The organism is Pseudomonas sp. PHC1, from assembly GCF_046487845.1.
GTDB classification, from domain to species: Bacteria; Pseudomonadota; Gammaproteobacteria; order Pseudomonadales; family Pseudomonadaceae; genus Aquipseudomonas; species Aquipseudomonas sputi.
On record NZ_JBJXHJ010000017.1, the window covers coordinates 107,776 to 121,536 of the forward strand.

The 13,761-nt window shown below is 59.6% G+C and carries 10 protein-coding genes; 5 read left to right on the forward strand and 5 right to left on the reverse strand.

What is annotated here, in order from left to right:
• Positions 1–10: 10 nt before the first annotated feature.
• From glyQ to ACKJSM_RS20375, 4 genes are all read left to right on the forward strand, one after another.
• Positions 11–964: a glycine--tRNA ligase subunit alpha gene (glyQ, locus tag ACKJSM_RS20360; protein ID WP_003187265.1), complete on the forward strand. Its 954-nt coding sequence runs from the start codon at positions 11–13 to the stop codon at positions 962–964.
• Positions 961–3,015, forward strand: a complete 2,055-nt coding sequence (glyS, locus tag ACKJSM_RS20365) for a glycine--tRNA ligase subunit beta (RefSeq protein WP_339486214.1) — start codon at positions 961–963, stop codon at positions 3,013–3,015. The genes glyQ and glyS overlap by 4 nt, the downstream gene beginning before the upstream one ends.
• Positions 3,016–3,019: 4 nt before the next feature.
• The gene (gene gmhB, locus ACKJSM_RS20370) at positions 3,020–3,559 is read left to right on the forward strand and encodes a D-glycero-beta-D-manno-heptose 1,7-bisphosphate 7-phosphatase (protein WP_339486771.1); all 540 of its coding nucleotides are present in this window, start codon (positions 3,020–3,022) and stop codon (positions 3,557–3,559) included.
• 82 nt (positions 3,560–3,641) lie between these two features.
• Complete coding sequence (locus tag ACKJSM_RS20375; RefSeq protein ID WP_236179929.1) at positions 3,642–4,421, forward strand: lysophospholipid acyltransferase family protein; 780 nt, start codon at positions 3,642–3,644, stop codon at positions 4,419–4,421.
• Between the two features lie 157 nt (positions 4,422–4,578).
• On the opposite strand, the gene ACKJSM_RS20380 is transcribed toward ACKJSM_RS20375, so the two are convergent.
• Positions 4,579–6,120 carry a sensor histidine kinase gene (locus tag ACKJSM_RS20380; protein ID WP_236179927.1) on the reverse strand — a complete coding sequence of 514 codons (1,542 nt, stop codon included), beginning with the start codon at positions 6,118–6,120 and terminating at the stop codon, positions 4,579–4,581.
• A gap of 166 nt (positions 6,121–6,286) precedes the next feature.
• Between ACKJSM_RS20380 and ACKJSM_RS20385 the strand changes: the two genes are divergently transcribed.
• Positions 6,287–7,003 (forward strand): response regulator transcription factor, encoded by a 717-nt coding sequence (locus tag ACKJSM_RS20385; RefSeq protein ID WP_236179925.1) that lies wholly within the window; start codon positions 6,287–6,289, stop codon positions 7,001–7,003.
• A gap of 62 nt (positions 7,004–7,065) precedes the next feature.
• Here ACKJSM_RS20385 and gyrB read toward each other — a convergent pair whose 3' ends face one another.
• The 4 genes from gyrB to dnaA are packed head-to-tail and all read right to left on the reverse strand — an operon-like array spanning position 7,066 to position 13,273.
• Positions 7,066–9,483: a DNA topoisomerase (ATP-hydrolyzing) subunit B gene (gyrB, locus tag ACKJSM_RS20390; RefSeq protein ID WP_011331734.1), complete on the reverse strand. Its 2,418-nt coding sequence runs from the start codon at positions 9,481–9,483 to the stop codon at positions 7,066–7,068.
• A 5-nt stretch (positions 9,484–9,488) separates the two neighbouring features.
• Positions 9,489–10,592, reverse strand: a complete 1,104-nt coding sequence (gene recF, locus ACKJSM_RS20395; protein WP_003220208.1) for a DNA replication/repair protein RecF — start codon at positions 10,590–10,592, stop codon at positions 9,489–9,491.
• 14 nt (positions 10,593–10,606) lie between these two features.
• Positions 10,607–11,710 carry a DNA polymerase III subunit beta gene (gene dnaN, locus ACKJSM_RS20400; protein ID WP_011331733.1) on the reverse strand — a complete coding sequence of 368 codons (1,104 nt, stop codon included), beginning with the start codon at positions 11,708–11,710 and terminating at the stop codon, positions 10,607–10,609.
• A gap of 39 nt (positions 11,711–11,749) precedes the next feature.
• Positions 11,750–13,273, reverse strand: coding sequence for a chromosomal replication initiator protein DnaA (dnaA, locus tag ACKJSM_RS20405; protein ID WP_410238650.1), 1,524 nt, complete (start codon positions 13,271–13,273; stop codon positions 11,750–11,752).
• Positions 13,274–13,761 lie beyond the last annotated feature (488 nt).

Below are 13,761 nucleotides of genomic sequence, written 5' to 3' on the forward strand. Positions count from 1 at the left end.
GGTGAATTTCGTGAGCCAGCCTACGCCAGCCGTGCGTACCTTCCAAGACTTGATCCTCGCGCTCCAGCAATACTGGGCCGAGCAAGGTTGTGTGGTACTTCAGCCCTACGATATGGAAGTAGGCGCCGGCACTTTCCACACCGCGACATTCCTGCGCGCCATCGGCCCGGAAACCTGGAACGCCGCCTACGTGCAGCCAAGCCGCCGTCCGACTGACGGCCGTTACGGCGAAAACCCGAACCGTCTGCAGCACTACTACCAGTTCCAGGTGGTCCTGAAGCCGAACCCGGACAACTTCCAGGAGCTGTACCTGGGCTCCCTCAAGCATGTCGGCCTGGACCCGCTGGTCCACGACATCCGCTTCGTCGAAGACAACTGGGAATCGCCGACCCTCGGCGCCTGGGGTCTGGGCTGGGAAGTCTGGCTGAACGGCATGGAAGTGACTCAGTTCACCTACTTCCAGCAAGCGGGCGGCATTGAGTGCTACCCGGTGACCGGCGAGATCACCTACGGTCTCGAGCGTCTGGCCATGTATCTGCAAGGCGTGGATTCGGTCTACGACCTGGTCTGGGCTGACGGTCCGTTCGGCAAAGTGACTTACGGCGACGTGTTCCACCAGAACGAAGTGGAGCAATCCACCTATAACTTCGAACACGCCAACGTCGACAAACTGTTCGAACTGTTCGACTTCTATGAAAGCGAAGCCAAGCGCCTGATCGAACTCGACCAGCCGCTGCCGTTGCCAAGCTACGAAATGGTTCTGAAGGCCTCGCACACCTTCAACCTGCTGGATGCGCGCCGGGCAATCTCGGTGACCGCGCGTCAGCAATACATTCTGCGCGTTCGCACCCTGGCGCGTTCCGTCGCCCAAGCCTACCTGCTGGCCCGTGCCAAGCTGGGCTTCCCGATGGCAACCCCGGACCTGCGTGACGAAGTACTGGCCAAGCTGGAGGCTGCACAATGAGTGCTCAAGATTTTCTGGTTGAACTGGGCACCGAAGAACTGCCACCCAAAGCCCTGAACACCCTGGCCGAAGCGTTCCTGGCCGGTATCGACAAGGGCCTGCAAGCCGCCGGTCTGAATTACGAGAGCAAAACCGTCTACGCCGCGCCGCGTCGTCTGGCTGTGCTGATCACTGCGCTGGCCACCCAGCAGCCGGATCGCAGCATCAACCTCGACGGCCCGCCGCGTCAGGCCGCGTTCGATGCCGAAGGCAACCCGACTCAAGCGGCACTGGGTTTTGCCAAGAAGTGCGGCGTCGAGCTGAGCGAGATCGACCAGAGCGGTCCGAAACTGCGCTACAGCCAGAACATCGCCGGCAAGCCGACCGCCAGCCTGCTGCCGACCATCGTCGAAGACTCGCTGAACGACCTGCCGATCCCGAAACGCATGCGTTGGGGTGCGCGCAAGGAAGAGTTCGTGCGTCCGACCCAGTGGCTGGTGATGCTGCTCGGCGACCAGGTCATCGACTGCACGATCCTCGCGCAGAAGGCTGGCCGTGAATCCCGTGGCCACCGCTTCCACCACCCGCAAAGCGTGCGCATCGGTTCACCGGCGAGCTACCTGGCCGACCTGCGTGCCGCCTACGTGCTGGCCGACGCCAACGAACGTCGCGAGATCATCAGCAAGCGCACCGAAGAGCTGGCGACCCGCCAGGAAGGCACCGCGATCGTGCCGCCGGCGTTGCTCGACGAAGTGACCGCGCTGGTCGAGTGGCCAGTGCCGCTGGTGTGCTCGTTCGAGGAACGTTTCCTCGACGTGCCGCAGGAAGCGCTGATCACCACCATGCAGGACAACCAGAAGTACTTCTGCCTGCTGGATGCCGACGGCAAGTTGCTGCCGCGTTTCATCACTGTGGCCAACATCGAATCCAAAGACCCGCAGCAGATCATCGCCGGTAACGAGAAGGTGGTTCGCCCACGTCTGACCGACGCCGAGTTCTTCTTCAAGCAGGACAAGAAGCAGAAGCTCGAAGCGTTCAACGATCGCCTGCAGAACGTGGTGTTCCAGGAAAAACTCGGCAGCGTCTACGACAAGGCCGAACGCGTCTCGAAACTGGCCGCGTACATCGCCGCACGCATCGGCGGCAACGCTTCGTGGGCTGCCCGTGCAGGCTTGCTGTCCAAGTGCGACCTGGCGACCGAAATGGTCGGCGAGTTCCCGGAGATGCAAGGTGTCGCCGGCTACTACTACGCCCTCAATGACGGCGAACCGGAAGACGTCGCCCTGGCGCTGAACGAGCAGTACATGCCACGCGGTGCCGGCGCTGAACTGCCTGCCACTCTGACCGGTGCGGCCGTGGCCATCGCCGACAAGCTCGACACCCTGGTCGGCATCTTCGGCATCGGCATGCTGCCGACCGGCAGCAAAGACCCGTATGCCCTGCGCCGCGCGGCACTGGGCGTGCTGCGGATCCTGATCGAGAAACAACTGGACCTGGACCTGAACGACGCCGTGGCGTTCGCCGTGAATGCCTTCGGTGCCAAGGTCAAGGCTGTCGGCCTGAACGACGCCGTGCTGGAGTTCATCTTCGACCGTCTGCGTGCCCGTTACGAAGACGAAGGCGTGGATGTGGCCACCTACCTGTCGGTGCGTGCCCTGAAGCCGGGTTCGGCGCTGGACTTCGACCAGCGTGTGCAAGCGGTTCAGGCCTTCCGCAAACTGCCGGAAGCGGCGGCGCTGGCGGCGGTGAACAAGCGCGTATCGAACCTGTTGAGCAAGGTGGAAGGCTCGGTGCCGACCGAAGTCCAGGCCAAGTACTTCGACAACGCCAACGAGTTCTCGCTGTACTCGGCGATCCAGCAAGCGGACCAGGCTGTACAGCCAATGGCTGCGGCGCGTCAGTACAACGAATCGCTGGCACGTCTGGCCGCCCTGCGCGAGCCGGTGGACGCGTTCTTCGACGCGGTGATGGTCAATGCCGAAGACGCCAACGTGCGGGCCAACCGCTATGCACTGCTGGCGCGTCTGCGTGGCCTGTTCCTGGGCGTTGCCGACATTTCGCTGCTGGGTTGAGGGACTGCTGTTGAAACTGCTGATTCTCGATCGGGACGGAGTGATCAATCACGACTCCGACGCTTACATCAAGTCGGTGGAGGAGTGGATTCCGCTGCCCGGCTCGATCGAAGCGATTGCGCAGTTGAGCAAGGCCGGCTGGACGGTGGCAGTCGCCACCAACCAGTCGGGCATTGCTCGCGGCTACTACGACCTCGCCACCCTCGATGCCATGCACGCGCGCCTGCGCGAACTGGTGGCGGAGCAGGGCGGTGAAGTCGGGCTGATCGTGTATTGCCCGCATGGGCCGGATGAGGGTTGCGACTGCCGCAAGCCGAAACCGGGGATGTTGAAAACCATCGCACAGCATTACAACGTCGCGCTGACGAATGTCTGGTTCGTCGGCGACAGCCTTGGTGACCTGGAGGCCGCCAAAGCCGTCGATTCACAGCCCGTTTTGGTAAAGACCGGGAAAGGCGAAAAGACTCAGGCCAAGACCTTGCCGGTGGGCACCCTGATTTTTGACGATCTCGCGGCGATTGCCGCAGAACTTATCCACAACTAGAGTGCTTCTGAAGTTCCTGACCAGGGATTGATCGGGAGTGCGCTTGAACAGTCGGGCATTGCCCGTAACGGTAAACGTCGCCATGTCGATACTGCAGGCCATCAGAATCTTCCTCTTTTACCTGCTGCTGGGTACCACCGCTCTGCTGTGGTGCAGCCTGAGCTTTTTTATCGCGCCCTTCCTGCCGTTCAAGGCGCGCTATCGTTTCATCAACGTGTACTGGTGCCGCTGCGCCTTATGGTTGACCAAGGTGTTCCTCGGTATCCGTTACGAAGTCAAAGGCGCCGAAAACGTGCCTGACCGGCCCTGCGTGATTCAATCGAACCACCAGAGCACCTGGGAGACATTCTTTCTCTCCGCTTATTTCTCGCCCTTGAGCCAGGTGCTCAAGCGCGAATTGCTCTACGTGCCGTTCTTCGGCTGGGCGATGGCCATGCTGCGGCCGATCGCGATTGACCGCGACAACCCGAAAGCCGCCCTCAAGCAGGTGGCGGCGAAAGGTGACGAGCTGCTCAAGGACAATGTCTGGGTGCTGATCTTCCCCGAAGGCACCCGTGTTCCTCACGGCACCATCGGCAAATTCTCGCGCAGTGGCAGCGCCCTGGCGGTGAATGCGGCGCTTCCGGTGCTGCCGATTGCACACAATGCCGGCAAGTTCTGGCCGAAAATCGGTTGGGGTAAAAAGCAGGGTGTGATTACCGTGGTGATCGGTGAGCCGATGTACGCCGAAGGCAGTGGCCCTCGCGCCATCGCCGATCTGAACGATCGAGTGCAAGCGTGGAACGAGAAAACTCAACGGGAAATGGGCTCGCTGCCTCCGGCCCCCCAGGCACCGGTTTCAAACGATCAGATCGCTGTCTGAGATTTGTGGATAACCTGTGTACGGTTTGTTCGCAAAATCCCCTTTTTGTCAATTAACTTACTGATTTACTTATATATTTCAGAATCTGATAAAACACCCAGAAAGGTGCATAAGTTTTTTTCGGAAGTAAGGAAACCGGCTGATATAGCCGGTTTTTTTATACCTGCTCTTCGGCAATCAGCGGCAGTTGCAGACGAAAAGTCGTGCCTTGATCGACCACGCTCAGGCATTCGATTTGACCGCCATGGTGATCCACGACGGCTTTGACCATCGACAACCCCAGCCCCACGCCATCGATACCCTGCGCAGAGGAAAAGCGTCGGTACTGACTGAACAGGTCAGGCAGTTCCTCTGCAGCGATTCCTTTGCCTTGATCGGACAATTCACAACGCAGCCAGTCGTCGTGACAACTGACACGCAGATCGACTGTGGATCCGGCAGGGCTGTACTTGATCGCATTTTCCAGCAGGTTGAACAGTGCGCGGGTCAACAATCCCTGATCGGCGAGGATCAGACGCTCCTGTGATTGTTCGTCCATGTCGCTCACGAGCTCGATGCGTTTTTGCTGAGCGATGGGCAACGCCTGATCCAGAACGTCCATGACCAGCATCCCGAACAGGCTTGGTTGAAACTGATACGTCTCGGATTCGGCGCGCGCCAGCAGAACGAAGCCGTCGGTGAGTTCCAGCGCCCGGCGTACCTGGCGCTCAATCTGTTCGAACAGCGGCGAATCCATTCCCGCCTGGTGCCGGTGCACATCGAGCAGGGCGAGAATCGCCGAATGAGGGGCACGCAGGTCATGGGACAGAAAACGCAGCAAGACACCGCGCTGTTCCTCGGCGGCGCGTTCGGCGCTGAGGTCCGTCAGGCTCAGCAACCAACCGATTGGCGTATCGCCATCCACTGGCAACAACGCGGCGCGCTCCAGGCGCAGGCTACGTTCCTTGTGGTCACGAAACTCCAGCAGTGGCAGCTCGGATAGCGGCGGGCGCAACTCTGTGGATAACTCCGGGTAGCCCAGGCTCGCCAGTTGATCGAGCACATCCTCGCCCACCAGATTGTGATCGAACAGGCTCCGGGCCTTGCGATTGCCCAACAAGACTTGTCCCCGTGGATCGCTGATCAGAGTCGCGACCGGCAGATACTCAAGACCATCAGCGATGAAGCGGCGGGTATCACGGGTGCGGCTCATGGCTTGCTCAAGCGCCATGATTTGCCCCTGCAAACGGTCGGCGCTGGGAAACTGCGCCCGACGTCGTTCGGGGAAGACTTTCGGTTCACTGTCCAGCCGCGCCAGCTCCCAGCCGAAGTAAGTCAACACCACACTCAGGCGTCGCCAGTTCCAGATCAGATAACCGAACAGCATGCCCAGCACCGCCGGTGTCGGCGACCACCAACGCCTCATCTCCGCCAGACCCGCACTGGTCAGCAGCACGCCGGCCATCCCGCCCAATGTCAGCCAGAGCGCCAGGCGCGGGCGCCACAGCAGCAACCCAAGTACACACGCGACCAGGGCAACCGAGAGCCCCGCGCCCATCAAGGGTGCCGGGTCATGCAAATTGATCTGCGCACGCCAGGAAAGCAGTGCAGTCAGCGGCAACAGCACTAAACTTATCCACACCCACTCGCGCACCAGTTGCCGGAACAAGCGTTGAACCTGGCTGGGTACGCGGCTTTCGTGTCGGCGGTGGTTATTCATGAGAAACAGGGCAGGGCGGGTTGAATGGTTTCATAGGCAACCGGTCTGAGGACGTAGACCCGAAGAATCATAGCGGCTCACCCCACGGCGTGCCGCTTACTTTCACTGCATGGAGTGAGCCGATCCGGTCGGCACCCATTGCCCGAGCGACAAGGAACCACCGCGTATGCGCGTTGCGATACTGGACGATGAACCCGCCGAATTGCGCCGGGTCGAGCAGACCCTGCAACAAATGGCCGAGGCCGGAGGACAGCCGTGGTCACTGCACAGTTTCGAAAGCGGTGAAGACTTGCTGCGACAGCTGCGCCGGGAAACCTTCGATCTGCTGATCCTCGACTGGCAATTGCCCGACCTGACCGGCCTGGCCCTGTTGCGCTGGACCCGCGAACACTTGGAAGCCCCGCCGGCGGCGATCATGCTGACCAGCCGCGATGGCGAGAGCGATATCGTCCAGGCGTTGAACGCGGGAGCCGACGATTACGTCAGCAAGCCGTTTCGGCCCAATGAACTGAAGGCCCGCGTTGCGGCAGTATTGCGTCGGCACAGCCCGCAACGTAGCGCCCCGGCCGACGCCCTGCGTTTCAACGATCTGGTGTTCGACGACGCCGAACTGACCGTCACTCGCGACGGTAAACCAATCGTCATGACCGAGCGCGAGTATCGTCTCGCCCATTGCCTGTTCAGCAACCTCGGCCGACCGCTGTCACGGGATTACCTGTACGAACGATTCTGGCCCCACGAGGAGATGTCCACATCGCGACCGCTGGACACCCATATCTATCGCCTGCGCAACAAGCTTGGACTGACGGCGGATCGGGGTTGGCAGTTGCTGACCATTTACGGGTATGGGTATCGGTTGGAGTGTGTGGCGGCGGGGGAGTGAATCGCAGGCAATAAAAAAGGCCAACGCTTGTGCGTTGGCCTTTTTATTGGCGCTGACCGGGATCAGAAGTCCAGGTTGGACACCGCCAGAGCGTTGCTCTCGATGAAGTCACGGCGAGGTTCGACCGCATCACCCATCAGGGTGTTGAAGATCTGGTCTGCGCCAATGGCGTCTTCGATGGTGACTTTCAGCATGCGGCGCACGCTTGGGTCCATGGTGGTTTCCCACAGCTGATCCGGGTTCATTTCGCCCAGACCTTTGTATCGCTGGATGGTGTGGCGCTTGGTGCTTTCGGCCATCAGCCAGTCCAGGGCTTCCTTGAACTCGGTGACCGCTTTCTTGCGCTCGCCACGCTGGATGTACGCGCCTTCGTCGAGCAGGGTGCTCAATTGAGCGCCGAGAGTGACGACAGTCTTGTAGTCGTTGCTGCCGAAGAAGTCGCGGTTGAAGGTGACGTAGTTCGACAGGCCGTGGGAGATCAGCTCGACCTCTGGCAGCCACACGCCACGTTCGCGGTCTTCACGCAGGCTGGCCTTGTAGACCAGACCCGACTTCTCGACAGTGCGCAGACGGACTTCGTACTGGGCCAGCCAGTCTTGCATCTTGGCGTGGTCGCCGAGCATTTCCAGGCTGACGGCCGGCAGGTAGATGAAATGCTCGGTCAGTTCCTGCGGGTACAGACGCGACAGACGCTTGAGGGTCTTCATCACCATACGGAAGTCATTCACCAGACGCTCCAGCGCTTCGCCGGAAATGCCCGGGGCGTCTTCGTTCAGGTGCAGGCTCGCATCTTCCAGGGCCGACTGCGTCATGTACTCTTCCATGGCGTCGTCGTCTTTGATGTATTGCTCTTGCTTGCCTTTCTTGACCTTGTACAGCGGCGGCTGGGCGATGTAGATGTAGCCGCGCTCGATCAGCTCCGGCAACTGACGGAAGAAGAAGGTCAGCAGCAGGGTACGGATGTGCGAACCGTCGACGTCAGCATCGGTCATGATGATGATGTTGTGATAGCGCAGCTTGTCGATGTTGTACTCTTCGCGCCCGATGCCGCAGCCCAGCGCGGTGATCAGGGTGCCCACTTCCTGGGACGAGATCATCTTGTCGAAACGGGCTTTCTCGACGTTGAGGATCTTGCCCTTCAGCGGCAGGATAGCCTGGGTCTTGCGGTTACGTCCCTGCTTGGCAGAGCCGCCCGCGGAGTCACCTTCCACGAGGTACAGTTCGGACAGCGCCGGGTCTTTTTCCTGGCAGTCAGCGAGCTTGCCCGGCAGGCCGGCGATGTCCAGCGCGCCTTTGCGGCGGGTCATCTCACGGGCCTTGCGCGCCGCTTCACGGGCACGGGCAGCGTCGATCATCTTGCCGACGACCAGTTTGGCTTCGTTCGGGTTTTCCAGCAGGAAGTCGGAGAAGTACTTGCCCATTTCCTGTTCGACCGCGGTCTTCACTTCGGAAGACACCAGCTTGTCTTTGGTCTGGGAGCTGAACTTCGGATCCGGCACCTTCACCGAGATGATCGCGGTCAGGCCTTCACGGGCATCGTCACCGGTTGTGGCGACTTTGTGTTTCTTCGCCAGACCTTCCTGCTCGATGTAGTTGTTCAGGTTACGCGTCAGTGCAGAACGGAAGCCCACCAGGTGGGTGCCGCCGTCGCGCTGCGGAATGTTGTTGGTGAAGCACAACAGGTTCTCGTTGAAGCTGTCGTTCCACTGCAGGGCAATTTCCACGCCGATGCCGTCTTCACGCTGGATGTTGAAGTGGAACACCTGGTTGACCGCAGTCTTGTTGGTGTTCAGGTATTCAACGAACGCACGCAGACCGCCTTCGTACTTGAACAGTTCTTCCTTGCCGCTGCGCTCGTCCTTGAGGACGATACCGACACCGGAGTTGAGGAAGGACAGTTCACGAATGCGCTTGGCCAGGATGTCCCAGCTGAAGTGAATGTTCTTGAAGGTTTCGCTGGAAGCCTTGAAGTGAATCTGGGTGCCGGTGGTTTCGCTGTCGCCAACGATCGCCATCGGTGCCTGAGGTACACCGTGGACGTAGGTCTGTTCCCAGATCTTGCCGCTGCGGCGAACGGTCAGGACCAGCTCTTCGGACAGCGCGTTCACTACCGAAACACCTACACCGTGCAGACCGCCGGATACCTTGTAGGAGTTGTCGTCGAACTTACCGCCGGCGTGGAGGACGGTCATGATGACCTCGGCGGCGGAAACGCCTTCCTCTTTGTGCACGTCTACCGGGATGCCACGGCCGTTGTCTTTAACGGTGATGGACTCATCCGGGTGGATGATGATGCTGATGTCGTCGCAGTGGCCGGCGAGGGCTTCGTCGATCGAGTTGTCGACCACCTCGAACACCATGTGGTGCAGACCGCTGCCATCATCGGTGTCACCAATGTACATACCGGGACGTTTGCGCACGGCATCCAGGCCTTTCAGCACTTTAATGCTCGATGAGTCGTACGTATTTTCTTCGCTCAATGCCTTCACTCCCGATGGTCGTGGGTCTGGGTGATACGGCCCTGTTCCACGTGGAACAGAGCGACTGGCGTTTCCGTCTGCCAGCCTTCCCTCAATAATTCGTGATCTACACAGGTAATAAAAACCTGGCAGCGTAAGTCTTCCAGCAAGCGGCACAGCGCGCGACGGTGGCTCTCGTCCAGCTCGGACGGCAAGTCATCCACCAGATAAATACACTGGCCGCGTCGGGCCTGGCTCACCAGATGCCCTTGGGCAATCCGCAAGGCGCAGACCACCAACTTCTGCTGACCCCGGGACAAGATGTCCGCGGCGTTGTGTGCGCCCAATCTAAGACGCAAGTCAGCCCTTTGTGGCCCGGCCTGGGTATGCCCCATCTGCTGGTCCCGTTGCACGGATCCGGCGAGTACAGCACTCAATTCCCGGTCCTTGTCCCAGCCTCGGTAATAGCTGAGCGTCAAACCCTCGAGCTCAACCAGTTCGCTCAAGGTTTGTTCAAAGACTGGTTTCAAGGCTTTGATGTAAGCACGGCGGTATTCATCGATTTCAGCGCTGGCCTGACACAGTTCCCTGTCCCAAACCGCTTGCGAAACGGCGTCAAGTGTACCATGCCGCAGCCAGGAGTTTCTCTGGCGCAAGGCCTTCTGCAAACGCTGCCAGGTGGCCATGAACCGCGGTTCGACGTGGAACACGCCCCAGTCGAGGAACTGCCGGCGAATCTTCGGCGCGCCCTCCAGCAATCGGAAGCTGTCGGGGTTGATCAACTGCAGCGGCAGGATCTCCGCCAGTTGCGCGGCGCTGCGAGCGTTCTGACCGTCAATGCGTATCTGGAACTCGCCCTGACGGTCGCGAGAGATGCCCAATGCACTGTGCCCCCCCTCAGCGAGTTCGACCTGACCGAATACGGTGCAGGCAAGCTGCTCATACTGGATGACCGGCAACAACCGCGTGCTACGAAACGAACGGGCAAGCCCCAGCAGGTGAATGGCTTCCAGAACACTGGTTTTGCCGCTGCCGTTGGCGCCGTAAAGAATGTTGATTCGGGGGGAGGGGGAGAAGGTCACCGGGTGCAGATTGCGCACCGCGGTGACCGAGACGCGACTTAGCGACATCCAGAGTCAGCTGATTACAGACGCATCGGCATGACAACGTAAGCCGAATCGTCGTTGTCGGACTCTTGCACCAGCGCGCTGCTGTTGGAGTCGGACAGGATCAGACGAACCTGCTCGGTGGTCATCACGCCCAGCACGTCGAGCAGATAGCTGACGTTGAAGCCGATTTCAAGGGAGCCACCGTTGTATTCCACGCCTACTTCTTCTTCCGCCTCTTCCTGCTCCGGGTTGTTGGCCTGGATCTTCAACTGACCGCTGGCCAGTTGCAGACGGATGCCGCGGTACTTCTCGTTGGACAGAATCGCGGTACGGCTGAACGCTTCACGCAGCGCCTGACGATCGCCCAGTACCAGTTTGTCCCCCCCCTTCGGCAGAACGCGCTCGTAGTCCGGGAACTTGCCGTCGACCAGTTTCGAAGTGAAGGTAAATTCGCCCGTGGTCGCGCGGATGTGGTGCTGGCCCAGGACGATGCTGACGTTACCGTCCGGCTCGGTGAGCAGACGCGCCAGTTCGAGAATACCTTTGCGCGGCACGATCACCTGGTGGCGATCCTGCTGACCGATGTCGGCCTGCATCGAGCACATGGCCAGACGGTGACCGTCAGTGGCCACGGCGCGGATCACACCGGTCGAGACTTCCAGCAACATGCCATTGAGGTAGTAACGCACGTCCTGTTGAGCCATGGCGAAACTGGTTCGCTCGATCAGGCGACGCAGCTTGCTCTGTTCCAGGCTAGTGGTCAGCGAACCCGGGCCTTCTTCCACCGTCGGGAAGTCGTTGGCCGGCAGGGTCGACAGGGTGAACCGGCTACGGCCGGCTTTCACCACCAGCTTCTGCTCGTCGACCTTGATGTCGATCAGCGCATCGTTCGGCAGGCTCTTGCAGATGTCCATCAGCTTGCGCGCCGGCACGGTGATGGAACCCGTTTCAGCCGGCTCCTCAAGTTGCACGCGCCCGACCAGCTCGACTTCCAGGTCGGTACCGGTCAGCGACAGTTGCTGGCCATCGACAACCAGCAGCACGTTGGACAGTACCGGCAAGGTCTGTCGGCGCTCGACGACGCCTGCGACCAGTTGCAGGGGTTTCAACAGGGCTTCGCGTTGAATGGTGAAATGCATGGTCTAGTCCCTTGCCTTAATAAGCTGCGCTGGTGTTCATCAAGTGGTCAGTGTACGCAGCAGGTTCTTGTAGTCCTCGCGGATGTCCGCGTCGGATTCCTTAAGTTCGTTGATCTTGCGGCAGGCGTGCAACACGGTCGTGTGGTCGCGACCGCCAAACACATCGCCGATTTCCGGCAGGCTGTGGTTGGTCAGTTCCTTGGACAATGCCATGGCCACCTGACGCGGACGAGCGACCGAACGCGAGCGGCGTTTGGACAGCAGGTCGGAGATCTTGATCTTGTAGTACTCGGCGACGGTGCGCTGAATGTTATCCACAGAGACCAGTTTGTCCTGCAGCGCCAACAGGTCTTTCAGGGATTCGCGAATCAACTCGATGGTGATATCGCGGCCCATGAAGTGCGAGTGGGCGATCACGCGTTTCAGCGCGCCTTCCAGCTCACGGACGTTGGAGCGAATGCGCTGGGCAATGAAGAACGCCGCATCGTGTGGCAACTCGACTTTGGCCTGGTCGGCCTTCTTCATCAAGATGGCGACGCGGGTTTCCAGCTCCGGTGGCTCGACGGCAACTGTCAGGCCCCAGCCGAAGCGGGATTTGAGGCGCTCTTCAAGGCCTTCGATTTCCTTCGGGTAGCGGTCACTGGTGAGAATGACCTGCTGGCCACCTTCAAGCAGGGCGTTGAAGGTGTGGAAAAACTCTTCCTGGGAACGCTCCTTGCGGGCGAAGAACTGAATGTCGTCGATCAGCAGCGCGTCCACCGAACGGTAGAAACGCTTGAACTCGTTGATCGCGTTCAGTTGCAGCGCCTTGACCATGTCGGCCACGAAACGCTCGGAATGCAGGTAAACGACCTTGGCATTCGGGTTCTTCTTCAATAGGTGGTTACCCACCGCGTGCATCAAGTGCGTCTTACCCAGACCTACGCCCCCATAAAGGAAGAGCGGGTTGTAGCCATGCTTCGGGTTGTCTGCCACCTGCCAGGCCGCCGCACGGGCGAGCTGGTTGGATTTACCTTCGACGAAGTTCTCAAAGGTGAAGGTGCGATTCAGGTAGCTCGTGTGTTTGAGCGCGCCTTCGACCTGAACGGTGCGCTGTTCGGCACGAACCGGGGCCTGTTGCGAAGCAGCACCGGCCATCGGATCGAAGCTGTCACGGGACGGCTCTTCACTGACTTCTTCGGTTTTCTGCGTCGAGCGCTTGGTTGGTGCAGGTGTCGGAGCCGGTGCCGGCGCGCTGGCCGGCGCGGCATTGGCCTGAGCCTGGGACACTTGTGCAGCAGCCAACGGCGCATTAGGAGCCGCACGCGGCGCCGAACTGCGTTTGCTGCCTATTAATAAGGAAAGCGACGGCGCCAGACCGTTGCCATGCTCATCCAGCAGTTCAAGGACGCGCCCCAGGTACTTTTCGTTGACCCAGTCCAGAACAAAACGGTTCGGTGCGTAGACGCGCAACTCGTCGCCTTCGGCTTCGACCTGTAGTGGACGGATCCAGGTGTTGAATTGTTGGGCAGGCAGCTCTTCGCGCAAAAGCTCCACGCACTGCTGCCAAAGTTCCACTGACACGGATATCCCCTAAGTTGAAAGCCGGTGAGGCAAAAACAAGCGGCCATTGTAGCGGCCAGTCGTCCACTTATCCACATGCAGGTTGCCCGGTGGACATGATTTATCAATGCGTTAAACGAGAAAAAGGCGACCGACGGTGTGTGCATAAGCTCTGTGGATAACCCTATCTGAGCACACTGGACAACTGGGGGCGAAAGTCGGTGGATAACCAGCCTGTGGATAACAACCCGTTTCACGCACAGGTTATCCGACCGTGCAGCACAGGCTGAACACGGTTTTCCACTGTAGTTGTCATTCTCTGTACATGACGGAATACAAGGCTTTGAATCACTTATCCACAGACGACCCCGTTCCTAGCTTTTACAAGCTTTACAGAAAAGCTTTAAATAATTCCCTTCTTTATTTTTATCTTTGGCAAACAGGTCATAGGGTCCTCGCAGCTCCGAAGATCTATTTATAAGGAAACGTTGGTTGGAAATTGACCTGAA

Coding starts and splice junctions, on each gene's coding strand:
- glyS (WP_339486214.1), top strand. CDS start 961: ATGAGTGCTCAAGATTTTCTGGTTGAACTGGGCACCGAAGAACTGCCA.
- ACKJSM_RS20375 (WP_236179929.1), top strand. CDS start 3,642: ATGTCGATACTGCAGGCCATCAGAATCTTCCTCTTTTACCTGCTGCTG.
- ACKJSM_RS20380 (WP_236179927.1), bottom strand. CDS start 6,120: ATGAATAACCACCGCCGACACGAAAGCCGCGTACCCAGCCAGGTTCAA.
- ACKJSM_RS20385 (WP_236179925.1), top strand. CDS start 6,287: ATGCGCGTTGCGATACTGGACGATGAACCCGCCGAATTGCGCCGGGTC.
- recF (WP_003220208.1), bottom strand. CDS start 10,592: ATGTCGCTAAGTCGCGTCTCGGTCACCGCGGTGCGCAATCTGCACCCG.
- dnaN (WP_011331733.1), bottom strand. CDS start 11,710: ATGCATTTCACCATTCAACGCGAAGCCCTGTTGAAACCCCTGCAACTG.